Annotated in this window: 20 protein-coding genes; 9 read left to right on the top strand and 11 right to left on the bottom strand. The window is 73.2% G+C overall.

From position 1 onward, the window contains the following. Window positions 1-70: 70 nt before the first annotated feature. The 5 genes from rpmA to ACN26Y_RS13960 form a co-directional block, all read right to left on the bottom strand. Window positions 71-325 carry a 50S ribosomal protein L27 gene (gene rpmA / locus ACN26Y_RS13980; RefSeq protein ID WP_088975624.1) on the bottom strand — a complete coding sequence of 85 codons (255 nt, stop codon included), beginning with the start codon at window positions 323-325 and terminating at the stop codon, window positions 71-73. An 11-nt stretch (window positions 326-336) separates the two neighbouring features. After that, window positions 337-651: a 50S ribosomal protein L21 gene (rplU, locus tag ACN26Y_RS13975; RefSeq protein ID WP_109898987.1), complete on the bottom strand. Its 315-nt coding sequence runs from the start codon at window positions 649-651 to the stop codon at window positions 337-339. A 240-nt stretch (window positions 652-891) separates the two neighbouring features. After that, window positions 892-4,002 (bottom strand): Rne/Rng family ribonuclease, encoded by a 3,111-nt coding sequence (locus ACN26Y_RS13970; protein ID WP_422734795.1) that lies wholly within the window; start codon window positions 4,000-4,002, stop codon window positions 892-894. Window positions 4,003-4,134: 132 nt separating this feature from the next. Then, on the bottom strand, window positions 4,135-4,854 hold the full coding sequence (locus ACN26Y_RS13965) for a TIGR03936 family radical SAM-associated protein (protein WP_155334082.1): 720 nt from the start codon (window positions 4,852-4,854) through the stop codon (window positions 4,135-4,137). A gap of 107 nt (window positions 4,855-4,961) precedes the next feature. Next, window positions 4,962-6,950 carry a TIGR03960 family B12-binding radical SAM protein gene (locus ACN26Y_RS13960; RefSeq protein ID WP_155330692.1) on the bottom strand — a complete coding sequence of 663 codons (1,989 nt, stop codon included), beginning with the start codon at window positions 6,948-6,950 and terminating at the stop codon, window positions 4,962-4,964. A 435-nt stretch (window positions 6,951-7,385) separates the two neighbouring features. Between ACN26Y_RS13960 and ACN26Y_RS13955 the strand changes: the two genes are divergently transcribed. Further along, the gene (locus ACN26Y_RS13955; RefSeq protein ID WP_422734794.1) at window positions 7,386-8,801 is read left to right on the top strand and encodes an RNA-guided endonuclease TnpB family protein; all 1,416 of its coding nucleotides are present in this window, start codon (window positions 7,386-7,388) and stop codon (window positions 8,799-8,801) included. Between the two features lie 439 nt (window positions 8,802-9,240). Then, the gene (locus ACN26Y_RS13950; protein WP_230689058.1) at window positions 9,241-10,404 is read left to right on the top strand and encodes a hypothetical protein; all 1,164 of its coding nucleotides are present in this window, start codon (window positions 9,241-9,243) and stop codon (window positions 10,402-10,404) included. A 60-nt stretch (window positions 10,405-10,464) separates the two neighbouring features. Here the strand turns inward: ACN26Y_RS13950 and ACN26Y_RS13945 are convergent, their stop codons facing one another. Together ACN26Y_RS13945 and ileS are read right to left on the bottom strand one after the other, a co-directional pair. Next, complete coding sequence (locus ACN26Y_RS13945) at window positions 10,465-11,163, bottom strand: lysophospholipid acyltransferase family protein (protein ID WP_155330690.1); 699 nt, start codon at window positions 11,161-11,163, stop codon at window positions 10,465-10,467. Between the two features lie 89 nt (window positions 11,164-11,252). Continuing rightward, entirely contained in the window at window positions 11,253-14,399 is a 3,147-nt protein-coding gene (gene ileS / locus ACN26Y_RS13940) for an isoleucine--tRNA ligase (RefSeq protein WP_155330689.1), read from the bottom strand. Window positions 14,400-14,699: 300 nt separating this feature from the next. Here ileS and ACN26Y_RS13935 point away from each other — a divergent pair, with 300 nt between their 5' ends. From ACN26Y_RS13935 to ACN26Y_RS13910, 6 genes are all read left to right on the top strand, one after another. Continuing rightward, window positions 14,700-15,722: a helix-turn-helix domain-containing protein gene (locus ACN26Y_RS13935; RefSeq protein WP_155330688.1), complete on the top strand. Its 1,023-nt coding sequence runs from the start codon at window positions 14,700-14,702 to the stop codon at window positions 15,720-15,722. Window positions 15,723-15,834: 112 nt separating this feature from the next. After that, window positions 15,835-16,842: an ABC transporter ATP-binding protein gene (locus ACN26Y_RS13930; protein ID WP_155330687.1), complete on the top strand. Its 1,008-nt coding sequence runs from the start codon at window positions 15,835-15,837 to the stop codon at window positions 16,840-16,842. Next, window positions 16,839-17,612: an ABC transporter permease gene (locus ACN26Y_RS13925; RefSeq protein WP_230688988.1), complete on the top strand. Its 774-nt coding sequence runs from the start codon at window positions 16,839-16,841 to the stop codon at window positions 17,610-17,612. Before ACN26Y_RS13930 ends, ACN26Y_RS13925 begins: the two co-directional genes overlap by 4 nt. Before the next feature lie 10 nt (window positions 17,613-17,622). Further along, entirely contained in the window at window positions 17,623-17,976 is a 354-nt protein-coding gene (locus tag ACN26Y_RS13920) for a hypothetical protein (RefSeq protein WP_422734793.1), read from the top strand. After that, a complete protein-coding gene (locus ACN26Y_RS13915; protein ID WP_422734932.1) occupies window positions 17,940-18,410 on the top strand; it encodes an ABC transporter permease in 471 nt (156 codons plus the stop codon). Before ACN26Y_RS13920 ends, ACN26Y_RS13915 begins: the two co-directional genes overlap by 37 nt. A 104-nt stretch (window positions 18,411-18,514) precedes the next feature. Continuing rightward, window positions 18,515-18,955, top strand: a complete 441-nt coding sequence (locus ACN26Y_RS13910) for a carboxymuconolactone decarboxylase family protein (RefSeq protein ID WP_155330685.1) — start codon at window positions 18,515-18,517, stop codon at window positions 18,953-18,955. A gap of 150 nt (window positions 18,956-19,105) precedes the next feature. Here the strand turns inward: ACN26Y_RS13910 and ndk are convergent, their stop codons facing one another. Beyond that, complete coding sequence (gene ndk / locus ACN26Y_RS13905) at window positions 19,106-19,531, bottom strand: nucleoside-diphosphate kinase (RefSeq protein WP_155330684.1); 426 nt, start codon at window positions 19,529-19,531, stop codon at window positions 19,106-19,108. Window positions 19,532-19,673: 142 nt separating this feature from the next. On the opposite strand from ndk, the gene ACN26Y_RS13900 reads away from it, so the two are divergent. After that, a complete protein-coding gene (locus ACN26Y_RS13900) occupies window positions 19,674-21,056 on the top strand; it encodes a VOC family protein (RefSeq protein ID WP_422734792.1) in 1,383 nt (460 codons plus the stop codon). Between the two features lie 138 nt (window positions 21,057-21,194). Here the strand turns inward: ACN26Y_RS13900 and ACN26Y_RS13895 are convergent, their stop codons facing one another. From ACN26Y_RS13895 to ACN26Y_RS13885, 3 genes are read right to left on the bottom strand one after another with little or no spacing between them, the layout of a single operon-like run. After that, complete coding sequence (locus ACN26Y_RS13895; protein ID WP_230688987.1) at window positions 21,195-21,665, bottom strand: DUF4233 domain-containing protein; 471 nt, start codon at window positions 21,663-21,665, stop codon at window positions 21,195-21,197. Next, window positions 21,662-22,996 (bottom strand): bifunctional folylpolyglutamate synthase/dihydrofolate synthase, encoded by a 1,335-nt coding sequence (locus ACN26Y_RS13890; RefSeq protein ID WP_422734791.1) that lies wholly within the window; start codon window positions 22,994-22,996, stop codon window positions 21,662-21,664. Before ACN26Y_RS13890 ends, ACN26Y_RS13895 begins: the two co-directional genes overlap by 4 nt. Next, entirely contained in the window at window positions 22,993-25,611 is a 2,619-nt protein-coding gene (locus ACN26Y_RS13885; RefSeq protein ID WP_155330681.1) for a valine--tRNA ligase, read from the bottom strand. The genes ACN26Y_RS13890 and ACN26Y_RS13885 overlap by 4 nt, the downstream gene beginning before the upstream one ends. Between the last annotated feature and the right edge of the window lie 26 nt (window positions 25,612-25,637).

Genomic DNA, 25,637 nt, shown 5'->3' with positions numbered 1-25,637 from the left:
GGTACGCCCCCGCACGAGAAAAAGCGAAGCGGGCCGGGACCCGAGGTCCGCGGCCCGCAACGCCTTCGAACTACTGCTGCGGCACGATGCTGACGGTCTTGCGGCCGCGCTTGGTGCCGAACTGGACCGCGCCGGCGGCCAGCGCGAAGAGCGTGTCGTCTCCGCCGCGGCCGACCAGGTCACCCGGGTGGAACTTGGTGCCGCGCTGGCGGATGAGGATCTCACCCGCGCTCACGACCTGACCACCGAAGCGCTTCACGCCGAGCCGCTGGGCCGCGGAGTCACGGCCGTTACGCGAGCTGGACGCACCCTTTTTGTGAGCCATTGGAGGACGACCTACTTCCCGCTGGAGATGCCGGTCACCTTGACCTGGGTCAGCGGCTGGCGGTGACCCTGGCGCTTGTGGTAGCCGGTCTTGTTCTTGAACTTGTGGATCCGGATCTTCGGGCCCTTGGTGTGCGCGGCGATCTCGCCGGACACCTCGACCTTGGCAAGCTTCGCCGCGTCGGTCACCAGGTCGTCACCGTCGACGAGGAGCACCGCGGCGAGCTTCACCGCGTCGCCGGGGGCACCGACGAGCTTCTCGACCTCGATCACGTCGCCTTCGGCGACCTTGTACTGCTTGCCGCCGGTCTTGACGATCGCGTACATCGGAGGCGGACTCCCTGTCGTTGAGGCTGCTGGCGGTCGTTCCCACGGCGGCTCGCCGGGCAGCAGAGGCACGGCGGCGTGGGCACGCGGGAACTCGGCACACCAAAGTGCGCCGCAGGCAAGCGTACGCCATGGTCGGGCCGACTCCCAAACCGGGCCCGCCCGAAGAGCCCACCCTACCCGGCCGCACACGACGACAGGGCCCCCGCCGGAGCGGGAGCCCTGTCGTGAGCCGATCGGTCAGGGGCGGGTACGCCGGCGGGCGCCACCCCTCCGGGACCGTCGCCGGCCGGAGCCGCCCTCGGACTCCTCGCCGTCGCCCAGCGCGTCCGGGTCGTCGGGCGCCGCCAGCCGGGCCGAGTCGCCGGTCTGGCTGTCGGCGATGTCCGGCGCGGCCGGCGTCTCCGTCTCGTACCGGGACAGGTCGTAGCCCATCGTGTCGTAGTAGTCGGCGTCCGACCCGGTCGTCGTGGCGCCGGTGGCGTCGGTGGTGCCGATGATGTCGGCCGGGCTCTCGTCCTCGGTGACCTCGACCACCGTCCGCTCCGCCGGGACGCTCTTGCGGCCGCGGCGGCGGGACGAGGTGCCCGCCTCGGCGACGGGCGCGGCCGAGGCGACGGCCTTGACCTTCTCCCCCGCGCCGCCCGGGCGGGCCTTCTCCGGCACCGGCTCGGTGTGGATGATCAGGCCCCGGCCCTTGCAGCACTCGCAGGTCTCGCTGAACGCCTCCAGCAGGCCCGCGCCGATCCGCTTGCGGGTCATCTGCACCAGGCCGAGCGAGGTGATCTCGGTGACCTGGTGCTTGGTGCGGTCCCGCCCGAGGCACTCGGTCAGCCGGCGCAGCACCAGCTCCCGGTTCGACTCCAGCACCATGTCGATGAAGTCGATCACCACGATGCCGCCGATGTCGCGCAGCCGCAGCTGGCGGACGATCTCCTCGGCGGCCTCCAGGTTGTTCCGGGTGACCGTCTCCTCCAGGTTGCCGCCGGCACCGGTGTACTTGCCGGTGTTGACGTCCACCACGGTCATCGCCTCGGTCCGGTCGATGACCAGGTGGCCGCCGGAGGGGAGGAAGACCTTCCGGTCCAGGCCCTTGAGGATCTGCTCGTCGATCCGGTACTCGGCGAACACGTCGCTCGCGCCCAGGTGGCGGCGCAGGCGGGCGACCAGGTCCGGCGAGACGTGCGACAGGTACGACTCGACCATGCCGTACGCGCCTTCGCCCTCGATCACCAGCTCCCGGAAGTCCTCGTTGAAGAGGTCCCGGACGACGCGGATGACCAGGTCGGGCTCCTCGTAGAGCAGCACCGGGGCGCCGCCCTCGGCGGCCTTGGCCTGGATGTCCTCCCACTGCGCCTGGAGCCGCTTGACGTCGCGGGCCAGCTCGTCCTCGCTGGCGCCCTCGGCCGCGGTGCGGACGATCACGCCGGCACCGTCCGGGACCAGCTTCTTCAGCACGTCCCGCAGGCGCTTGCGCTCGTTGTCCGGCAGCTTGCGGCTGATCCCGGACGCGTTGCCGCCCGGGACGTAGACGAGGTGCCGGCCGGAGAGCGCCACGTGGCTGGTCAACCGGGCGCCCTTGTGCCCGATCGGGTCCTTGGTGACCTGCACCAGCACCGAGTCACCGGACCTGAGGGCCTGCTCGATCGACCGGGCCCGGCCCTCCAGGCCGGTGGTGTCCCAGTTGACCTCGCCCGCGTACAGCACGGCGTTGCGGCCCCGGCCGATGTCGACGAACGCCGCCTCCATGCTGGGCAGCACGTTCTGCACCTTGCCCAGGTACACGTTGCCGGCCATCGTGGCGGCCGAGTTGCGGGTCACGTAGTGCTCGACCAGCACGCCGTCCTCCAGGACGGCGATCTGCGTACGGTCGCCGCGCTGGCGGACGGCCATCACCCGGTCGACCGCCTCCCGCCGGGCCAGGAACTCGGCCTCGCTGAGGATCGGCGGGCGGGTACGCCGCTGCTCACGGCCGTCCCGGCGCCGCTGGCGCTTGGCCTCCAGGCGGGTGGAGCCGGAGACGCCCTGCACCTCGTCGACCGTACGGCGCGGCTCCCGGATCTTCACGACCGTCGGCACGCCGTCGTCCGTGGCCGCCTCGACGTCGCCCGCTCCCCGCCGCCGCCGGCGCCGGCGGCGGCGGGTCAGCCCGTCGCCGTCCTCGGCCTCGGGCTCCTCGTCCTCCTCGGCCTCGGGCTCCTCCGCCTCGGCCTGAGCGGCCTCCTCGGCCTCCTCGTCCTCGTCGGCACCGCCCTTGCCCCGGCCTCGGCCACGCCGGCCACGCCGGCGCCGCCGACGGCCGGCGGCCGTCTCGTCCTCGTCCTCGTCCTCGGCGACCTCGACGGCCTCCTCGGTCGGCTCCTCCTCGACCTCGACGACCTCGACGGCCTCGACCGGCTCGACCGGCTCGACCGGCTCGACGTCGCGGCGACCGCGCCGGCGGCGGCGCGGCGGCTCGGCCGCCTCCTCGGCGGCGGGCTCCTCGACGGTCCGCGCGGCGGGGATCTCCTCCGGCTGCGGGGCCATGAACAGCACCGTCGGCGCGGAGAGGGCCGCCCGCCGGCGCCGCGTCGGGCGCTCCGGCTCGGCCTCCTCGGCGGGAGCGGACACCCCGGAGGGCACCTCTGCGGCGCCGCCGGCAGCGGTCTGCGCCGCGCCGAACTCGGTGCCGGCCTCCGGCTCGACCTCGGTCCCGGTCGCGCCGGCCTCGGCCGCCACCGGCTCCGCCGGCGCGGCCTCGGTGCCGATCCCGGCGGCGTCGGCCGGGGTCTCCGCGGCCGGCTCGGCGGCCGCGGGGGCCGCCTTCTTGCGTCGGGTACGGGTCACCTTCACCGGCGGTACGACGTCCGCCCCGGCCTCCTCCGCCGCGGCCGCGGTGAGGGGCTCCTCGGCGGCCCTGGTCGTGGTGGCCTTGCGGCGGCGGCGCGTCGCCTTCGCGGGCGGCTCCCCGTCCCCGGACACGGGGGCGAGCACCTCCGCCTGGGGGGCCTCGCCGCTGCCCGGCACGGCGTCGCTGCTGGCCTCGACCGGGGCCTCGGTCTGCTCGGGCTGGGTCACCGGGGCGACCCGCCGCCGGCTGGCGCGCTTGCGGGGGGTCGACGGCGGGCCCAGTTCGGCGACGCCGCTGTCGGCGAGCTCGCCCGGGGCGGGGCCGGTCGACGCACCGGGGGCGTCGCCCGCCGGCTCGTCCGGGCTGGCCGCGGCGGGCTCGCCGGCGGTCGGGTTCCCGCTCTCCGCCGACGGGTCGGCGGGGTTCGTGGGGGCACCGCCCTGGGCGGTGTGGTGTGCGGCGGTCTCGCCAACCGGCTGGGAGCCGGTGCGTTCGCCGCCCTCGGGCTCGTTCTCGAGCATGGGCGTTCTCCAGTTCTGGCTGCCCCGGGCGCGGGTGAGCGCTGCCACGCAGGGTCGCCGCAAAAGGTGTTTCCGCCGTTCGCGCGAGCCGCGCGACCGCCGAAGTCTGCCTAGCCGGGCACCGACCGTCGGTCAGTGCCCGTCGATGGTTGCCCCGTCGCGGTCCGCTTCCAACGGATCCGCTATCGCACCCTGCGCGGTCAGCATGCCCTGTGCCAGCCGGGTCACCCTCGGTGAGACCGGCGGCTCCAGGTCGGCCACCACGCGGAGGCCGGAAAGGACGTCATCGGGCCGTACGGAGGGGGTGACCTGCCGCACGACCAGTTCGAGTATCGCACACGGTACCGCCGGGACCCCGGAAGGCGTCTCGGCCGGTGTGATCACATCGATGGAGTTGACCGCCGCCCGGGCGTCGAAGGTGCGCCGGCCCTGCTTGGTCATCCGCTCGACCAGCACCTCGTCGGCGGCGCTGAAGGCGGCCACCGCCTTCTGCAGCACGGCGGCGTCGACCTCGGGCAGCTCGATCCGCCAGTGCGACGCCTGGATCCGGTCGGCGAGGCTCCCGCCCGTCGCGACCACGGCGTCGAGCACGTCCAGCCCGGGCGAGAGAGCGGCGTCGAGCGCGCCGCGCAGCGCGGCCGGGTCGACCGCGTCGCGCAGCCCGATCTCCAGGTACTCCGCCTCGCTCGCCACGCCGGTGGGCGCCGCGCTGGCGTACGAGATCTTGGGGTGGGGTGTGAAGCCCTGGGAGTACGCCATCGGCACACCCGCCCGGCGCAGCGCCCGCTCGAACGCGCGCGCGAAGTCCCGGTGCGAGGTGAACCGCAGCGGCCCCCGCTTGGCGTACCGGATGCGGATGCGCTGGACGACCGGCGCCTGCCCGCCCTCCGGCTGTGGTTTCCTACTGATCGTCGTGCTCCTCGGATGTCCGGGCCGGCGGCGGTCGCCGGCCCCGGGGGCTACTGCGGGGTGCCGCTGGGGACCCGCAGGCCGTTGATCGGGGTCAGCGGGAGCAACTTCTTCCCGGTGGGACCGATCTGGATCTCCGTGTCCATCGACGGGCAGACGCCGCAGTCGAAGCACGGGGTCCACCGGCAGTCGTCCTGCTCGTACTCGCTGAGCGAGTCCTGCCAGTCCTGCCAGAGCCAGTCCTTGTCGAGGCCGGAGTCCAGGTGGTCCCAGGGCAGGACCTCCAGCTCCTCGCGCTCCCGGGTGGTGTACCAGTCGAGGTCGACGCCGAAGGCCGGCAGGGCCTCGGCGGCGGCGTCCACCCACCGCTGGTACGAGAAGTGCTCGCTCCAGCCGTCGAAGCGGCCGCCGTTCTCCCAGACCTTCCGGATCACCGCGCCGACCCGGCGGTCACCGCGGGACAGCAGGCCCTCGATCAGCGACGGCTCACCGTCGTGGTAGCGGAAGCCGATCGCCCGGCCCAGCGACCGGTCGGCGTTGATGGCCTGCTTGAGCAGCTTGAGCCGGCCGTCGATGACCTCCGGCCGCTCCATCGCCGCCCACTGGAACGGGGTGTGCGGCTTCGGCACGAACCCGCCGATCGACACCGTGCAGCGGATGTCCTTCGAGCCGGTCGCCGCCCGGCCGGCCCGGATGACCTCGTGCGCCATGTCGGCGATCTCGAGGACGTCCTCGTCGGTCTCGGTGGGCAGGCCGCACATGAAGTAGAGCTTCACCTGCCGCCAGCCGTTGGTGTAGGCGGTGACCACGGTGCGGATGAGGTCTTCCTTCGACACCATCTTGTTGATCACCTTGCGGATCCGCTCCGACCCGCCCTCGGGGGCGAAGGTCAGACCGGTCCGCCGGCCGTTGCGGGACAGTTCCTGCGCCAGCTCGATGTTGAACGCGTCCACCCGGGTCGACGGCAGGGAGAGGGACACGTTGGTGCCCTCGTACTGCTGGGCGAGGCCGGAGCACATGTCGCCGATCTCCGAGTGGTCGGCCGACGACAGTGACAGCAGGCCCACCTCGTGGAAGCCGGAGAACTCCAGCCCCTGCTGCACCATCTGCCCCACCGTGGTGATCGACCGCTCGCGCACCGGGCGGGTGATCATGCCCGCCTGGCAGAACCGGCACCCGCGGGTGCAGCCCCGGAAGATCTCCACCGCGTACCGCTCGTGGACCGTCTCGGCCAGCGGGACGAGGGGCTTCTTCGGGTACGGCCAGGCGTCCAGGTCCATCGTCGTGCGCTTGTGCACCCGGAACGGCACGTCCGGGCGGTTCGGCACGACCCGCTGGATCCGGCCGTCGGGCAGGTAATCCACGTCGTAGAAGCGCGGGACGTAGACGCTCTCGGTGCGGGCCAGCCGCAGCAGCAGCTCGTCGCGTCCGCCCGGGGAACCCTCGGCCTTCCACTCCCGGACGATCGTGGTGATCTCCAGGACCGCCTCCTCGCCGTCGCCGAGCACGGCGGCGTCGACGAAGTCGGCGATCGGCTCCGGGTTGAACGCGGCGTGCCCGCCGGCCACGATCACCGGGTCGGCGTCGGTGCGGTCGGCGGCGAGCAGCGGGATGCCGGCGAGGTCGATCGCGGTGAGCAGGTTGGTGTAGCCCAGCTCGGTGGAGAAGGAGACGCCGAACACGTCGAAGTCGCGGACCGGGCGGTGCGCGTCGACCGTGAACTGCGGCACGCCGTGGGCGCGCATCAGCTTCTCCAGGTCCGGCCAGACCGCGTACGTCCGCTCGGCCAGCACGTCGGGCAGCTCGTTGAGCACCTCGTAGAGGATCTGCACACCCTGGTTGGGCAGGCCGACCTCGTACGCGTCCGGGTACATCAACGCCCAGCGCACCGCCGCCGCGTCCCAGTCCTTGACCACCGCCCCCAGCTCGCCACCGACGTACTGGATGGGCTTGGTCACCTGGGGCAGCAGCGGCTCCAGGCGGGACCAGACCGACGGGTTGGCCGCGGCGGGGCGCGGCGTGGTGGACGGAACGCTCATGATGCCCAAGGGTAGCCGCCCACCGGCCGGCCGACCGCGCCGCGGGCGAGCATCCACCTGCCGCTGGCGAATGGAGCCACCGCTGCCAGACGGCCGGCCAGGACCGACGCCCTGCTCAGAGCGGTTCAGACGGACGGCCGGCCGGTCACGCCGTACCGGCGGCCGGCGGCCGGCTCCCGGTGATGGCACACCGGTACTAACCTCAATTCGGCAAGAGGAGGAATGACTAGAAGTGACGTCCCTCGACCGTCTGGCGCACACGGCTGCCTGCCGTGGCTGCCAGATTGTCGTGGGCAACTTCAAGTCACTGTCACCGCAGCAGGGGTTGGTGGAGGCTCTGCTGGCGATCGTTGCAGCCTTCTTGTGCCGATCGGACGGGCTGCGATGCTACGAGAGGGAACTCAAGGGTGCGGATCTGATCACGGGAGGCAACGGGTGAAGGTCACCCGCATCGCCTACTCGATTGGCCTGAATCCGGGCAAGTACATGGCGCTGGTGGAGCAGGCCCGCCGGCTGGGTCGGGTGCGCAGCGAGGTGTGGCAGCGTTACGGCTCGATCAGCGGGGTGGGGTCCGGGCTGAAGGACCGACAGGTTCGAGACCGGTGGCTGGCCGATGGCACGCACCAGCGGTTCGGTGTGCTGGCAAACGCCTGGAAGGAGACCGCCCGCGACGCGATGGCCGACATCGCGGCGCACCTGGCTTCGGCCAAGGTCGAGGTGCGGCGGGCGATCCTGCGGCGCACCGGCGCTCCGGCCGAGCGCAAGCGCATGCTCACCGCGCTTAAGACCCACCGGTGGGCGGACGATCCGTTCCTGGCCCGGCAGATGCGCAAGCACTGGCGGCGAGGCAAGAACCGCACCCACGATCAGATCGTCGTGCGCGCCGACCAGCACCACACCCTTACTGACGGGCACGGCCGGCTGTGGCTGGCGGTACCCGGTCTCGAACGCCGCAAGATGGTCAGGATCCCGCTGTCCACGACGGTCGCTCCAACCGGCACGCTGCGGCTGATCCTGCGCGGCGGCCGGGTCGAGGTGCACTACCAGATCGACGTATCTCAGATGCGATCGTCGCAGCGACCGCGCGGCAGCCGGACCATCGGCGTCGACAAGGGCTACACCGAAGTCCTGACCGACTCCGACGGCGAGCACCACGGCACCCGCCTAGGCGAGCTGCTGGCTACGGAGTCGGACCGGTTGAAGCAGCGCAACCGGCGCCGGGCGAAGCTGCGCTCGATCGCCAACACCGCCGCCCGCCGCGGCGACCACCGCAAAGCGAACCGGATCAAGGTCAACAATCTGGGGTACGTGAAGCGGGACCGGCAGGCCGCCCGTCATCGGGCGCAGGTCCGCACGGAGATCTTTATCGCCGTGCACCGGGTCGTTGACAAGGCCGCCACGGTGGTCGCCGAAGACCTCACCAAAAGCTTCGCCGGACGCACAAAGCTCGATAGGAACGTCAACCGTCGCCTCGCCGCGTGGACCAAAGGGGTCACCGCTGAGGCGCTAACCAACGTGTCGGAACGCAGAGGTTCTGCGCTCGTCCACGTCAACGCCGCCTACCCCTCACAAGCCTGTCACCGCTGCGGCAGCCTCGGCCGACGTAGCGGTGACCGGCTTCACTGCACCTCCTGCAGGGTGGTGTGGCAGGCCGACGTGAACGCCGCGATCAACATCCTGCAGCGAGCAGGCGACCCCGACATCGCCCTGCACACTTCGCATCACGCCGTGAAGCAGATCTTGCAGGACAGGGCCGATCGCCACCGGACCAGACTGCCGGTCCAGGACTCCAGCCCGGCCACCGCCGAGCGGAGCGCGAATCATCCGAACCGCTCACCAATGAGCAACTAGTAGGAAGCAGATTGCCGCGATGCCGCAGCCGGAGCCGCAGCCGGGAACAGACCGGCCGGTCGACGGGACGACCCCGCACCGGGACCGGGAACCGGCGGTCACCGACGAGCCGACCCCCGTCACGCCGTCCGCGCCGCCCGAGGCGACCGGATCCCGGGCGGAGCCGTCCGGCCCGGCCAGCCCGCCCGCGCCGGCCCAGGGCACGCCCCCGACGGCCGACGCACCGGCCGCGGACGACCAGCCCACCACGCCCGCGCCGGCCTCCGTCGGGGGCGTCCCGCCCGCCACCGCTGCGGCGGGCGGCGGTCAGCCCTCCGGGCCGCGGGGCACCCGCCAGTTCCCGGCCGGTGAGCCGCCGCCCGATGCCGCGTCCGCCGGCCCGGCCGGCACCCGCAAGCTGCCGGCCGAGGAGGCCCACGGCCCGGCCGGCACCCGCAAGCTGCCGGCCGAGGAGGCCCACGGCCCGTCGGGCACCCGCAAGCTGCCGGCCGAGGAGGCTCCCGAGCCGCCCGCGCCCCGGTGGAGCGGGTCGGCGGCGGTGCCACCCCCGTCGCCGCGCAAGCGTGCCTGGGGCGAGTCGGCCGAGCCGACCCCGGTGCCGCCGCGCCCGGTCGAGGCCCCCGAGGACCGGGCCCCGGTCGACCCCTGGGCGGGCGCGGACACCGGCGGCTGGGACCTGCCGTCGGGCGAGATGCCGGAGCTTCCGCCGCTGCCGCCCACAACCCCCTACCCCTCCCCGGCGCCGACGCGCCCGTACTCCGGGCCACCGGCCCCCGCGTCACCGGCGCCCGGGCACCCCCTGTCGCCGCCGGCCGCCTACCCGGCGTCGCCGGCCCCGGCCGCGTACCCCGCGTCGCCGGCCCCGGTCCCCTACCCCGCGTCGCCGGCCCCGGCCGCGTACCCGCCGGCCGCGTACCCGGTCCCGGTCCCGCCGCCGCCCGCACCGCCGCTGCCGGCGCGGTCGAAGCGCCGGCGGCGGAACGCTCCCCCGCCGGTCCCGCCGCCGCCCGGCTGGCAGGCCCCCAGGGGGTACGTCCCGGTGCCGGTCCGCAAGCGCCGGAAGTGGCCCTGGGTGCTGCTGTTCACCCTCGCCTGCTGCTGCGGCTGCCCGGCCTACTGGGCGATGCCGATGATGAACCAGGTCCCGGCCAGCGCCGCGTTGCCGGCCGAGGTCGCGGACCTGCGGCTGCGGCAGGACGACCGCAGCACGGCGGCCGCGACGAAACTGGAGGCGGAGGTCCGCAGCGCGCACTGGCTGGCCAGCGACACGTTCGCCGGCGTCTACGCCACCGGGAGCGGCAAACGGGTGACCGTCTTCGGCGGCACCGGCTTCTGGTTCAGCCCGGAGTCGGAGGCGGACGCCGAGATCGCCCGCCTCACCGAGCAGTACTCGCTCGGCGAGCCGCGGATCATCGACACCGGCATCCGGGGTCGGCACGAACGCTGCGCGGTCGGCCGCGCCGACGGCACGGACGTGGTGGTGTGCACCTCGGTCGACCACGGCAGCATCGCGACCGCGGTGTTCACCCGCCTCTCGGTCGACGACAGCGCCGCTCTCCTCGCCACCCTGCGGGAGCAGATCGTCACCCAGCAACAGAGCTGAGCGCTTCTTCGGTACGCGTTGTCGCCGGGGTGACCGGGCACGTGACGGGGGCGGCCCCGGTCAGACCGCGCCGGGCTCGCCGGCGATGGGCGGGTGCGCGCGCGGCGGGGCGTAGCGGGGGACGTACTCCTGGCCGGTCAGCTTCTGGATCTCGCTCATCACCTCGTCGGTCATCGCCCGCAGCGAGGTCCGGTCGTCCGAGCGACCGGTGAAGTCCAGCGGCTTGCCGAACTTGACGGTGATCTTGCCGGTGAACGGCCGCGGCACCCGGGCGCCGATCGGCTGGACCTTCTCGGTGCCGATCATGCCGACCGGGATGATCGGCACCCCGGCGGACACCGCCAGCCGGACCGCGCCGGTGCGCCCCCGGTAGAGCCGCCCGTCCGGGGACCGGGTGCCCTCCGGGTAGACGACGACCAGCTCACCGGCTCTGAGCGCGGGGATGGCCGCGTCGAACGCGGACAGGGCCGCCCGCCCGCCGGCCCGCTCGACCGGGATCGCGCCCAGGCCGGTGAGCACGAACTTCGAGAACCGGCCCTTCACACCCGTGCCCTTGAAGTACTCCGACTTCGCCCAGAACGCGAGGTGCCGGGGGACGACGGCGCCGAGGAACAGCTCGTCGGCGACCGAGAGATGGTTGCCGGCGAAGATCGCGCCACCGGTCTCCGGCACGTGCTCCAACCCCTCCACGGTCGGCCGGAAGGCCAGCCGCAGCGCGGGCGCCACGGTGAGCTTGCCGATGGTGTAGAGCAGCGGCACTGGTCCTCCGGCAGGTCGGGGGGTGCGGTAGGGGCGCTGTCACGGTAGCGGACGCGCCCCCACCGCGACGACACAGGTGGCGGGGCCTCTCATACCCGGCGGACGGTCACCGTCACCTGCTCGCCGTCGCCGACCTCGCCGGTGAAGCCGTCGATGCCCTCGGCGAAGTCGACCGACTCGGCCAGCACCTCCCGCCGCACGAAGTCGAGGTACGCGGACACCGCCGCCCGCACCTCCTCGGAGGCGGCGAGCGCGACCACGATGCGGTCCGACACGTCGAGGTCGGCGTCGCGGCGGGCCTGCTGCACCACCCGGACCACGTCCCGGGCCAGGCCCTCGGCGGCGAGCTCGGGCGTGACCTCCGTGTCCAGCACGACCACCCCCTCGCCGCCGGGCAGCGGGGCGGAGTGCTCGGCGTCGGCGGCGACGAGGCGCAGCTCGTACTCGCCCTCGGCGAGGGTCACCCCGGCGGCGACCGGAGCACCGTCGACCAGGTCCCACTCCCCGGCCTTGACCGCCTTGATCACCTGCTGGACCGCCTTGCCGACCCGCGGGCCCAGCGCCCGGGGCACCACGGTCAGCACCTGCTGGCAGTAGGCCTGCACCTCGCCGGTGAACACGACCTCCTTGACGTTGACCTCGTCGGCCACCAGGTCCGCGAAGGGGCGCAGCTGGTCGGCGGCCGGCGAGGCCACGGTCAGCGTCGACAGCGGCAGCCGCACCCGCAGGCCCTTGGCCTTGCGCAGCGACAGCGCCGCCGAGGCGACCGCCCGCACGTTGTCCATCGCGGACACCAGCTCGTGGTCGGCGGGGAACCCGTCCGCCGACGGCCAGTCGGTCAGGTGCACCGAGCGCTCGCCGGTCAGGCCACGCCAGATCTCCTCGGCGGTCAGCGGTGCCAGCGGAGCGACCACCCGGCAGAGCGTCTCCAGGACCGTCCACAGGGTGTCGAACGCGTCGGCGTCGCCGGACCAGAACCGGTCCCGGGAGCGGCGCACGTACCAGTTGGTCAGCGCGTCCAGGTAGGACCGGACGGTGGCGCAGGCGCCGGAGATGTCGTACGCCTCCATCTGCGCCTGCACCGTCGACACCAGCTCGTTGGTCTTCGCCAGCACGTACCGGTCGAGCACATGCGTCGAGTCCGTCCGGCGGCGAGCGGTGTGGCCGTCCGCGTTGGCGTAGAGCGAGAAGAAGTACCAGACGTTCCAGAGCGGCAGCAGCACCTGACGCACGGCGTCCCGGATGAGCGTCTCGGTCACCGCCATGTCGCCGCCGCGCAGCACCGGCGAGGACATCAGCATCCAGCGCATCGCGTCCGACCCGTACGAGTCGAACACGTGGTAGACGTCCGGGTAGTTGCGCAGGCTCTTGGACATCTTGCGCCCGTCCGAGCCGAGCAGGATGCCGTGGCTCAGGCAGTTGCGGAACGCCGGCCGGTCGAACAGGGCGGTGGCCAGCACGTGCATGGTGTAGAACCAGCCCCGGGTCTGCCCGATGTACTCGACGATGAAGTCGCCCGGGTAGTGGTGTTCGAACCACTCGGCGTTCTCGAACGGGTAGTGCACCTGGGCGAACGGCATCGAGCCGGACTCGAACCAGCAGTCCAGCACCTCCGGCACCCGGCGCATCGTCGACTTTCCCGTCGGGTCGTCCGGGTTGGGGCGGACCAGCTCGTCCACCGCCGGCCGGTGCAGGTCGGTCAGGCGTACGCCGAAGTCCCGCTCTATCTCGGCGAGCGAGCCGTACACGTCGACGCGGGGGTAGGTGGGGTCGTCGGACTTCCACACCGGGATCGGCGAACCCCAGAACCGGTTCCGGCTGATCGACCAGTCGCGGGCGTTGGCCAGCCACTTGCCGAACGAGCCGTCCTTGATGTGGCCGGGCGTCCAGTTGATCTGCTGGTTCAGCTCGACCATCCGGTCCTTGAACGTGGTCACCGCCACGAACCAGGACGACACCGCCTTGTAGACCAGCGGGGTGTCGCAGCGCCAGCAGTGCGGGTACGCGTGGGTGTAGGTGTCCTGCTTGAGCACCACCCCCCGCTCCTTCAGCTCCCGGATCACCGGCTTGTTGACGTCGAAGACCTGCTCGCCCTGGTACGGCGGGACCAGCGCGGTGAACCGGGTGTGGTCGTCCACGGTGACGATGGTGGGGATGCCGGCGGCGTTGCAGACGTTCTGGTCGTCCTCGCCGAACGCCGGGGCCAGGTGCACGATCCCGGTCCCGTCCTCGGTGGTGACGAACTCCGCGCCGAGCACCTGGTAGGCGTTCTCCCCCGCCTGCTCGACGAGGAAGTCGAACAGCGGCGTGTACCGGCGGCCGACCAGGTCCCGGCCGTACACCGTGCCGACCTGCTCGTACCCCTCCAGCTCCTTCGCGTACGCGCCGAGCCGGGCCGCGCCGACGACGTACCGCTCGCCGTCCCGCTGCAGCACCGCGTACTCGATGTCCGGGCCGACGGCGAGCGCCAGGTTGGACGGCAGGGTCCACGGCGTGGTGGTCCAGACGCCGAGCTTCACCGGCCCGCGCACCGGCTCCGGCGCGCTCTCGTCCGGGGTCAGCGCGAACCACACCGACAGCGTCGGGTCGTGCCGGTCCCGGTAGACGTCGTCCATCCGGGTCTCGGTGTTCGACAGCGGCGTCTCGCAGCGCCAGCAGTACGCGAGCACCCGGAAGCCCTCGTACACCAGACCCTTGTCGTGCAGGGTCTTGAAGGCCCACATGACGCTCTCCATGTAGTCCAGGTCGAGCGTCTTGTAGTCGTTGGCGAAGTCGACCCAGCGGGCCTGGCGCGTGACGTACCGCTCCCAGTCCTGGGTGAACTCGAGCACCGACGTGCGGCAGGCCTCGTTGAACCGGGCCACGCCCAGGTCGAGGATCTCCGCCTTGGAGGTGATGCCGAGCTGCTTCTCGGCGACCACCTCGGCCGGCAGGCCGTGGCAGTCCCAGCCGAAGCGCCGCTCCACCCGCCGGCCGCGCATCGTCTGGTAGCGCGGGACCACGTCCTTGACGTAGCCGGTGAAGAGGTGGCCGTAGTGCGGCAGGCCGTTCGCGAACGGCGGGCCGTCGTAGAAGACGTACTCGTTCTCGCCGTTCCGGCCGGCCTCGCGCGCCTCGACGGAGGCCTCGAAGGTCTTGTCGGCCGTCCAGTGCTCCAGGACCCGGCGCTCGACGGCGGGCAGGTCCGGGCTCGCGGGGACGCCGGCCGCGGTCGGGTCGTGCAACGGATAGGCCATCGGGGGTCGCTCTCCTCAGCAGCTCACTCGACGTGTGGTCTGCGAGGACGAGCCTGTTTCCGGTACGCCGTCCGGCGTGTCCGGGCATGACCCGCGGTACCACCCCGCTTGGCGGCCAGGATCGACCGCCCGCTCGTTGGCCGGCTGTGACGGGCCGGACCCGTCCGGTTCTACTCGGGCGCGGACGCCCTTTCTTCCGGAGGCTCACCGGTGATGGCCGGGTCATCGCCTTTCGGCCGTCAAGCCTACCCGACCGTCGACGGAGATCTCCTCCGAGTAACGGCCCGCTAGGCTCGGCCAGTGATCCGGATCGAGCTCGACGAGCCCACCCTCGCCCGCACCCGGATCGCCACCAGTCCGCTCTGGGAGGTGCTGACGAGCCTCTACCTGCTGCACCGGAATCCGGGCGAACCGCCGTGGCCGTACACCGGTTGGGCCCGGCACGCCCGGCGGGTGCTCGCCGAGGTCCCGGCCGCCGCGCCGGCCCGGCTGCTGGTCACCCCGGGCGGCATGGCACCGGACTTTCTGACCCCGATCCCGCCGTCGCCGGCGCCGACCCTGGCCGAGGAACTGGCCGTCCTCCGCGCCACGCCGCGCGAGCTGATCGCCGAGCAGATTCGCCTGCACCACGGCGACGACGAGACGCCGGGTTGGCTCCGCCCGTTCGTGACCGACCGGCAGGCCGCCCTGGACCGGCTGGCCGACGGTATCCAGGCGTACTGGGACGCGGCGATCGCGCCGTGGTGGCCGGCGATGCGGGCGGCCCTGGACGAGGAGGTGCTGAACCGGGCGCGGGCCCTCGCCGCGGACGGCCCGGACGCGCTCCTGGCCGACCTGCACGAGCGGGTGCGCTGGGAACGGCCGGTGCTCACCCTGGTCAAGCCCCTCGAGCACAGCTTCCGGGCGACGAACCAGCGGCTGCTGCTGATCCCGCTCGTCTTCTCCCGGGGCGCGCTATCCTGCTCCACCGACCACCCGGAGATCGTCGCCGTCTCCTACCAGGCGCGCGGGGCGGCCCTGCTCGCCGAGGGCGGTCCCGCCCCGGCGGTGGCCGGCGTCGCCGACACCGACCGGCTGGCCGTGCTGGTCGGCCGGGGCCGGGCCGCCGTGCTGCGGGCGCTGACCCGGCCGGCCACCACCGCCGGGCTCGCCGCCACCCTCGGGCTCGCCCCGAGCACCGTCTCCGAGCACCTCGCCGCGCTGCTCGCCGCCGGCGTGGTGCACCGCCGCCGGGTGGGCCGGCGCGTCCTGTACGGCCTGGAACCGGCCGGGCGGGCGCTCGTCACGCTGATCGGCGCCGACCCGGCGACCGCCTCCGCGTGACGATTCGGCGAACGCCGAATTCGTTTCCCCGCCACGCCCGCCGTCCCTAGATTCACCGCCATGAGCGAGCGGAGCGAGGTGCCGGCGTGAGCGGGCGGAACGGGGGGCCGGGGTGAGCGGGTACGCGATCGAGGCGGCCGGGCTGCGGCGCACCTACCGCAGCCGTACCGGATGGCTACGACCCCAGCGCCGGGAGGTGGAGGCGGTCCGCGGCGTCGACCTGACGGTCGGCAACGGGGAGCTGTTCGGCCTGCTCGGCCCGAACGGCGCCGGGAAGACGACGACCATCAAGCTGCTGAACACGCTGCTCATCCCGACCGCCGGCACCGCCCGGATCTGCGGCTACGACGTGGTCCGGCAGACCCGGGAGGTACGCCGGCGGATCGGGTACGTCTTCGGTGGCGACCGCGGCCTGTACGACCGGCTCTCCGCGCGGGACAACCTGCGCTACTTCGCGGAGCTGTACGGCGTGCCGGGCCGGGAGCAGAAGCGGCGCATCGCCGAACTGCTGGACCTGGTCCGGCTGACCGGCCGGGAGAACGAGCGGGTCGAGGGCTACTCCCGGGGCATGCGGCAGCGGCTGCACATCGCCCGGGGGTTGCTGCACCGCCCGCGGGTGCTCTTCCTCGACGAGCCCTCGATCGGCGTGGACCCGGTGGCCGCCCGGGAGCTGCGGCAGACCGTCGCCGACCTGGCCGCCACCGGCACCACGGTCCTGCTGACCACGCACTACATGGCCGAGGCGGACGAGCTGTGCGGCCGGATCGCGGTGATCGCCGGCGGCCGTATCCAGGCGCTCGGCACCCCGGCGGAGCTGCGGCACCACGCCGACGGCCGGCAGGTGCTGGAGGTCGAGGCGTACGGGGTGACCGACGACCGGCTGGCCACGATCCACGCCCTGCCCGGGGTACGGGAGGCGAGCCTGGAGGTGGTCGGGGCCGCCCAGGTGCTCGCCGTGCAGTCCGACGCGGGGGTGGACGTGCAGGCCGACGTGCTACGGGCGCTGTCCGGCGTCCGGCTGGGCCGGGTCACCGCGCGGCAGCCGACGCTGGAGGACGCGTACGTCTCGATCGTCAACCGGGCGGACGGGCACCGCGCGGCCGAGGCGGTGCCGGCGTGAGGACCCTGCGGATGATCGCGGTCGGCGCGCTGCTGCACGCCAAGCAGCTCAGCCGGTCGCCGTTCGAGGTCGCCACCGCGCTGATCGTCCCGGTCGTCCAGGCGACCCTGGCGGTCTACCTGTTCCGGGCCGGCGGCGAGCCGGGCCGGCTGCTGGAGGCGGCCGTCGGCGCGGGTCTGATGGGCGTCTGGTCGTCGGTGCTGTTCGGCTCCGGCGGCGCGATCCAGAACCAGCGCTGGCAGGGCACCCTGGAAATGATCATGTTGGCGCCGCGGCCGCCCGCGCTGGTCATCCTGCCGATCACCCTGGCCACGGCGCTCACCGGCACGTACGCGATGGTCGCCACCCTGCTGTGGGGGCGGCTGCTCTACGGCATCCCGTTGGATTTCGCCGACCCGGTCGCGTTCGCCGTCGCGGTGCCCGGCTGCATCGTCGGGCTGGGCATGTTCGGCCTGCTGCTCGCGTCGACGTTCGTGCTGCTGCGCAACGCCAACGCACTGACCAACACGCTGGAGTACCCGATCTGGCTGGTCTCCGGGATGCTCGTGCCGATCACGGTGCTGCCCGGGTGGACCGGCCCGGTCGCCGCGGTGCTGCCCACCACGTGGGGCGCCCGGGCGGTCCGCGAGGCCGCCACCGGCAGCGGTCCGGTCTGGCCGTCGCTCGGCGTCTGCCTGGCGATCAGCCTCGGTTGCCTGGCGGTCGGCGCGCTGATGATGACGTACGTCGAGCGGCGGGCACGGGCCGCCGCCACGCTGGCGCTCGCCTGAGGAGGGGACGATGACCGACCTGTTCCGCCTGGTGGGCACCGGTGGCGTGATCGCCTACCGGGCGCTGTTCAACTGGACCACCCCGCCGATGTTCGTCGGCACCCTGCTCGTCGGGCCGCTGTTCCAGCTGCTCTTCTTCGCGTACCTGGGCCGGCAGCTCGGGGTCGCCGACGACCGCTTCTACATCGTCGGGAACGCGGTGCTCGCCGCCTCGCTGGCGGGTGTGTTCGGCGGCACGATGGCGGTGTCGAACGAGCGGCGCTTCGGCACCCTGGGGCACGTGCTGCTGTCGCCGCGAGCCGCACCGCCGTCTTCCTCGGCCGGGTCCTGCCGTACGCCGGAAACGGCCTGCTCATCGCGGTGACCACGCTGACCGCGGCGGCGCTCCTGCTCGGCCTTCGGATACCCGCGTCGGCGCTGCCGGCCCTGCTGCTCACCCTCGCCGTGGCGGCCCTGTCCTGCGGCTTCTTCGGGCTGACCCTGGGCGCGGTGGGCCTGCGGTTCCGTGACGTGTGGCTGGTCTCCAACGTGTCGGTGGCCCTGCTGCTCCTGCTCACCGGCGTGAACGTGCCGGCCGCCGACCTGCCGGTCGGCATGCGGGTGGCCGGCCAGCTCCTCCCGATCACCCACGCGGCCGAGGCGGCCCGCCGCCTGTCCGCCGGCGACGGCCTGTCCGCCGCGGCGGGCCCGCTCGCGGCCGAGGCAGCGGTGGGCCTCGGGTACGCGCTCCTGGCCGCCGCCCTCCTCAAACTCTTCGAAGCCGAATCCCGCCGCCACGCCTCCCTGGACACCCTGTAACCCCCACCCGCGGTGGGCGGTGGGCGGGGTCACAGCGCCGAGCCGTCACGCCGGCGACCGCCGTCCCGTCGAGCGGGTGAAACGCACCGAGCAGGGAGGTTGTCATGCAGCGGATGAACACGGCCGAGGTGGCGCCGGAGGCGTACCAGGCGGTGCTGGGGCTGGAGAAGTACGTCCGGGCGAACGTCGAGCACACCGTGCTGGAGCTGGTGAAGCTGCGGGCGTCGATGCTGAACGGCTGCGCGTTCTGCGTCGACATGCACAGCCGGGACGCCCTCTCGTCGGGCGAGTCGAGCCGGCGGCTGTTCGCCGTCGCCACCTGGCGCGAGGCGCCGTTCTTCGACGAGCGGGAGCGCACCGCGCTGGCGCTCACCGACGCCGTCACGAAGCTCGGCGAGCACGGGGTCCCCGACGACGTGTGGGACGCGGCGGCCAAGGTGTGGTCCGAGAAGGAGCTCGCGGACCTGGTGATGGCGATCGCGACGATCAACGTGTGGAACCGGATCGCGGTCACCACCCGGGCGCAGCCGCCCGCGGAGGTCTGAGCGGCGGACCCGACGGCGGCCGGTGCGGGGTGCGCACCGGCCGCCGTCGTCCGTGCGGTCAGGGAGTGGGCGGGTACCCCGTCCGCCAGCTCGGGACGGAGCGATCAGGCCGGCTCGGAAAAGCCGACCAGGCCGGCCCGGGACGGGCGATCAGCCCAGCTCGGGGAACCAGAGCGCGATCTCGCGCTTCGCGCTGTCCACGGAGTCGGACGCGTGCACCAGGTTCTCCCGGTTGGACAGCGACAGGTCACCCCGGATGGTGCCGGCGGCGGCCTTGCGGCCGTCGGTGCTGCCGAGCATCCCGCGGACGACCTCGATGACCTGGTCGCCGGAGAGCACCAGCGCGACCAGCGGACCGCCGGTCATGAACGCCTTCAGCGGCGGGTAGAACGGCTTGTCGACGTGCTCGGCGTAGTGCTGGTCGGCGAAGTCGCCGTCCATCGTCCGGGTCTCCATCGCGTCGATCCGCAGCCCCTTGCGCTCGAACCGGGAGATGATCTCACCGACCAGCCCGCGGCGGACCGCGTCGGGCTTGATCAGTACGAGCGTGCGTTCGTCCGGGCTGCTGCTGGACACGCTGGGTTCCTCCTGTGCGCGGAAGACGGTCGGGCTGGGTACGGTCAGCGTAGCGACCCGGTCCCGGCGCCGGGACGGCGGCCGGTCTTTCCCCCGGTGGCCGGTCCGGCCTAGCCTGGCCCTGACCCCCGGGAGGTCCACAGTGGCGAATGGCGGGAACCGGCCCATCGCGCCGGTCCGCAAGCTGGTCGGCGCGGTGCTGGGCACGGTGGCCACCTTCGTGGTCCTGTTCGGCCTGGGCATGACCAGTTGGGCGATCGTGGCGCTCGGTGTCGCGCTGCTGGTGCTGGCGATCGCGCTGGCCACGGTCCGTGCCGGGGGGCGCACCTGGGTCATCGGCGAGGGGCATGTGCACAGCGTCTCCGAGCCGCCCACCCAGTACGCCTTCGGCCGGTGCGAGCTGCAACTCGTCATCGACGCGCCGGGCCTGCCGCCGAGATCCAAGAAGATCATCGACCCGCGGGTGCCGGTCGCGAAGTGGCCCGCGCCGGGCCAGACCCTCCCGATCCGCGTCGCCCTCGACGACCAGCGGCACGTCCGGGTCCTCTGGGACGAGGTGCCGACGCACGCCGAGACGGCCGCCGTCATCGCCGACCTGCCCCCCGAGTACGCGGACACCGAGCCGGTGGAGGAGGTGCTGATCCGTCAGGAGGCGCCGCCGTGGGCCGACCGGACGCCGGAGGACGACTTCCGCGACCCGTACGGCGACCCGTACGCGAGCCCCCCGGTTGACCCCGTCGCGCCACCCGCCGAGCGGGAGACCGTGGTCGTGCACCAGGTCCCGGGCGGACCGAAGGTGGTGGAGGGGACGCTCGTCGAGCCGCCCTCCAGCGACCTGCCCCGGCGGGCGGCCACCCCGACCCCCCGTCCCCCCGCCGACGAGGCGTTCGACCCGCCCGGCGGGACGCGGTTCGACCCGCCGGCCGACCGGTACGAACCGGTGGGCGACGTGCCCCGCACCGGCGAGCCGTACTCGCCGCCGGCCGACGCGCCGGAGCCACCTCCCGCCCGCGGTTTCCGGGTGCCCTCCCCGGCAGACCCGCTGGACCCGCTGGACCTGCCGCTGGACGACCCGCCCGCACCGCGCGCCGACGAGGCGGTGCCGCCGGACGGCCTCGACGAGGCGATCTTCGGCGAGGCGGCCGGCGACCCGCCGATCGCCGGGGTGGGGCTCACGCTGCTGGTCACCGACCTGTCGCGGTCCCTCGCCTTCTACCGGGACCTCGGCTTCACCGAGGTCGACCGGGGTTCGGGCAACGCGGTGCTCGCCTCCGGGTCGACCCGGCTGGTGCTGCGTGAGGTCACCGAGGCCGCTCCGGTCAGCCGCCGGCTGGTGCACGTCAACCTCGAGGTGGACGACATCGAGGCGGCGTACGCGCGGCTGCGCGAGTCGGGGGTCCGCTTCACGTACGCGCCCCGGGTGGTCAACCGGGGCACGAAGCTGGAGGTCTGGGCGGCCGCCTTCCGCGACCCGGACGGCCACGGCATCGCCCTGACCCAGTGGCGGGAACGCGCCGACGCCTGACCGCCGGACGGGCTGCGCCGAACGCCCCACCGGGCCGGGGTGCCGACCCGACGCCGGGCCGCCCACCCGCAGCCGCCGCACGGCCGCGCTCATCCGCCGCCCGGCCGCCGTCGCCAGGGACGGGGCCGGCCGCGCCCGTCAGCTCAGGATCACCCGCCGCACGTGCAGGGCGTACGCCCAGACCAACGCGAAGATGATCCCCAGGACCAGCAGCGACCAGTGCAGCAGCCCGGCGAGCAGGAGCAGCCCCTGCAGCACGGTGCCCGCGTGCCACGCCCACGGGCGGCGCATCAGGCCGGCCAGCAGCAGCGCCGCCACCGCCAGGGCCAGCACGGCGGCGACCGCGGCACCGCTCAGCCCGCCGCCGACCACCCGGATCGGCTGGATGGCGAGCACCAGCACCAGGGCCTCCAGGATCAACGTCCCGGCGCCCAGCCCACGGACCGCCCGCTCCGGGTTGCGCAGACCGGACCGCCGCGGCACCCGACCCGACTGCTCGGCGGACCCACGTGCCGGCGGCCCACCCGACTGCTCGGCGGACCCATCGGACTGTGCCGGCGGCCCGCCCGGCTGCTCGGCGGGCCCGCCCGGCTGCTGCGGCGCGGTCATCGCTTCAGCAGCCGGCGGGCGTCGGCCACGGTCACCACCGACCCGGTGATCAGCACACCGACGCCGGCCAGCTCGCCCGGCACGTCCTCCTCGGCCAGCGCCACCGCCGCCTCGATCGCGTCCGGCATCTCCTCGGCCACCTCGACCCGGTCCGGGCCGAACACCTCGGCGGCCAGCGCCGCCAACTCCCCCGCCGGCATCGCGCGGGGCGAGCTGTTGCGCGTCACCACCACCTGGTCGACGACCGGTTCCAGCAGCTCCAGCAGGCTGGCCGCGTCCTTGTCGCCGAGGACGCCGAGCACCGCCACCAGCTTGCTGAACGCGAACTCCTCCTGGAGGGCCGTGACCGTGGCGGCCATGCCCTGCGGGTTGTGCGCGCCGTCGAGCAGGACGGTCGGCGCGGTGCGGACCCGCTCCAGCCGACCCGGCGAGCTGGCCGTGGCGAAGCCCTCCCGTACCGTCTCGACGTCGAGCTGGCGGCGGGCCCCGGCGCCGAGGAACGCCTCGACCGCCGCGAGCGCCACCGCCGCGTTCTGTGCCTGGTGGGCACCGTGCAGGGGGACGAACACCTCCTCGTACACGCCGCCCAGCCCCTGCAGGGTGAGTACCTGCCCGCCGACGGCGACCGCCCGGCGCAGCACCCCGAACTCCGAGCCCTCCCGCGCGATGGTCGCGCCGACCTCGGCGCAGCGTTCGAGGATCGGCCGGGCCGCCGCCTCCTCCTGCGCGGCGGAGATGACCGTCGCGCCCTTGTGGATGATGCCGGCCTTGTGCAGCGCGATGTCCTCGACCGTGTCGCCGAGCCACTCGGTGTGGTCCAACCCGATCGGCGTCAGCACCGCCACACCGGCGTGGATCACGTTCGTCGAGTCCTCGGCGCCGCCGAGCCCCACCTCGACCACCGCGACGTCGACCGGGGCGTCGGCGAAGGTGGCGAACGCCAGCGCCGTGGTCATGTCGAAGTAGGTCAGGGGCTCCGTCGACCGCTCGTCCACGAGCTGCGCCAGCGGCGCCACCTCCCGGTACGTGGCGGTGAACCGCTCCTCGCTGACGGGCTCGCCGTCCAGGCTGATCCGCTCCCGGACGGTCTCCAGGTGCGGGCTGGTGTAGCGGCCGGTGTGCAGCCCGAAGGCCCGCAGCATAGAGTCGATCATGCGGGCCGTGGACGTCTTGCCGTTGGTGCCCGTCAGGTGGATCGACGGGTACGCGCGCTGCGGGCTGCCGAGCAGGTCCAGCAGGGACCCGATCCGGTCCAGCTCGAACACCATGCGGGTGAACCCGCGGCCGGCGAGTTCGGCCTCGACGGCGGCGAAGTCGTTGCGGTCGGTCACGAGGGCAGCGCCTCCAGAGCGGCGTCGATGCGGGCCAGGTCGGCCTCGGCGGTCGCCAGCCGGTCCCGGATCTTCTGGACCACCGGCTCCGGGGCCTTACCCACGAACGCCGGGTTGCCCAGCTTCGCCCGGGCCTGCGCGGCCTCCTTCTCGGCCGCGGTGCGGTCCTTGGTGAGCCGGGCCCGTTCGGCGGCCACGTCGATCGAGCCGCGCGTGTCCAGCGCGACGCTCACCTCACCGGGCATGGTGAGGGTGGCGCTCGCCTGGAAGCCGTCGCCGGCGTCGTCGAGGCGGACCAGCGACCGGATCAGCGGCTCGTGCCCGGCGATGCCGGCGTCGGCCAGCCCGTCGAGCCGGGCGACGACCCGCTGCGTCGGCCGCAGCCCCTGGTCGGAGCGGAACCGGCGGATCTCGGTGACCACCCGCTGGAGGGTGGCGATCTCCGCCTCGGCGGCGTCGTCGACCAGCGCCCGGTCGGCCACCGGCCAGGACGCGGTCATCACCGTCTCGCCGCCGGTCAGCGCCGTCCACAGCTCCTCGGTGACGAACGGGATCACCGGGTGCAGCAGCCGCAGCAGCTCGTCGAGCACGTGCCCGAGGACGCGCCGGGTGGCGTCGGCGGCGGGACCGCCGGCGGCCAGCACCGGCTTGCTCAGCTCGACGTACCAGTCGCAGACGTCGTCCCAGGCGAAGTGGTAGAGCAGGTCGCAGACCTTCGCGAACTCGTACGCCTCGAACTGCCCGTCCACCTCGGCGGTGACGTGCGCGAGGCGGGACAGGACCCACCGGTCGACGGTCGACAGCTCGGTCGCGGCCGGCAGCGGGCCCTCGGTGTGCGCGCCGTTCAGCAGCGCGAACCGGGTCGCGTTCCACAGCTTGTTGCAGAAGTTCCGGGAGCCCTGGCACCACTCCTCGCTGACCGGCACGTCACCACCGGGGTTCGCGCCCCGGGCGAGGGTGAAGCGGGTGGCGTCGGCGCCGAAGCGGTCGATCCAGTCCAGCGGGTCCACGACGTTGCCGAACGACTTCGACATCTTCTTGCCGTGCTCGTCGCGGACCATGCCGTGCAGCGCGACGACGTCGAAGGGCTGCCGGCCGTCCATCGCGTACAGGCCGAACATCATCATCCGGGCGACCCAGAAGAAGAGGATGTCGTACCCGGTGACGAGGACGCTGGTCGGGTAGAACTTCGCCAGCTCAGGGGTCTGCTCCGGCCAGCCGAGGGTGGAGAACGGCCACAGGCCGCTGGAGAACCAGGTGTCCAGGACGTCCTCGTCCTGGCGCCAGCCCTCGCCGGTCGGCGGCGCCTCGTCCGGCCCGACGCACACGATCTCGCCGTCCGGCCCGTACCAGACCGGGATGCGGTGACCCCACCAGAGTTGGCGGGAGATGCACCAGTCGTGCATGTTGTCGACCCAGGCGAAGTACCGCTTGGCCAGCTCGGCCGGCTCGATCTTCACCCGGCCGTCGCGGACCGCGTCGCCGGCCGCCTTCGCCAGCGGTGAGGTGTTGACGAACCACTGCAACGACAGCCGGGGCTCCACCGTCGTACGGCAGCGCGAGCAGTGACCGACCGCGTGCACGTACGGCCGCTTCTCCGCCACGATCCGGCTCTGCTCGCGCAGCGCGGCCACGATCGCCGGCCGGGCCTCGAACCGGTCCAGGCCCTGGAACGGGCCGTGGGCGGTGATGACTCCCCGCTCGTCCATGACCGTGAGCGAGGGCAGGTTGTGCCGCTGGCCGATCTCGAAGTCGTTGGGGTCGTGCGCCGGCGTCACCTTGACCATGCCGGTGCCGAACGACGGGTCGACGTGCTCGTCGCCGACGATCGGGATCCGGCGCCCGGTCAGCGGCAGCTCGACCTCGGTGCCGATGAGGTGCTTGTACCGGTCGTCGTCCGGGTGCACCGCCACCGCGGTGTCGCCGAGCATCGTCTCCGCCCGGGTGGTCGCCACCACGACCTCGTCGCTGTACCGGATCGAGACCAGCTCACCATCGTCGTCGGTGTGCTCCACCTCGATGTCCGACAGGGCGGTCAGGCAGCGCGGGCACCAGTTGATGATCCGCTCGGCGCGGTAGATCAGGCCGTCGTCGTACAGCTTCTTGAACATGGTCTGGACGGCGCGCGACAGGCCCTCGTCCATGGTGAAGCGCTCGCGGTCCCAGTCGACGGAGTCGCCCAGCCGGCGCATCTGGCCGAGGATCGCGCCGCCGGACTCGGCCTTCCACTGCCACACCCGCTCGACGAACGCCTCCCGGCCCAGGTCGTGCCGGGACAGTCCCTGCGCGGCGAGCTGCCGCTCCACCACGTTCTGGGTGGCGATGCCGGCGTGGTCCATGCCGGGCAGCCACAGCGCCTCGTAGCCCTGCATGCGCTTCCGCCGGACCAGCGCGTCCTGCACGGTGTGGTCCAGGGCGTGCCCCATGTGCAGGGAGCCGGTGACGTTCGGCGGCGGGATGACGATCGTGAACGGCGGCCTGTCGCTGTCCGCCGACGCGCGGAAGTGGCCGGCGGCTACCCAGTGCTCGTACCGTCGCTGCTCTACCTCGCCGGGCTGGTACTGGCCGGCAAGGGTGGGGGCGTCGGGGCGTCGGGCATCCAGTCTCTCGGTCACCCTGAAAGTCTACGGAGAGCTTCGAC

Origin of the sequence: Micromonospora sp. WMMD558 (assembly GCF_049315255.1) — a bacterium.
GTDB lineage: Bacteria > Actinomycetota > Actinomycetes > Mycobacteriales > Micromonosporaceae > Micromonospora.
Note: the sequence above shows the minus strand (reverse complement) of the source record. Positions and strands in the feature narration are given on the sequence as shown.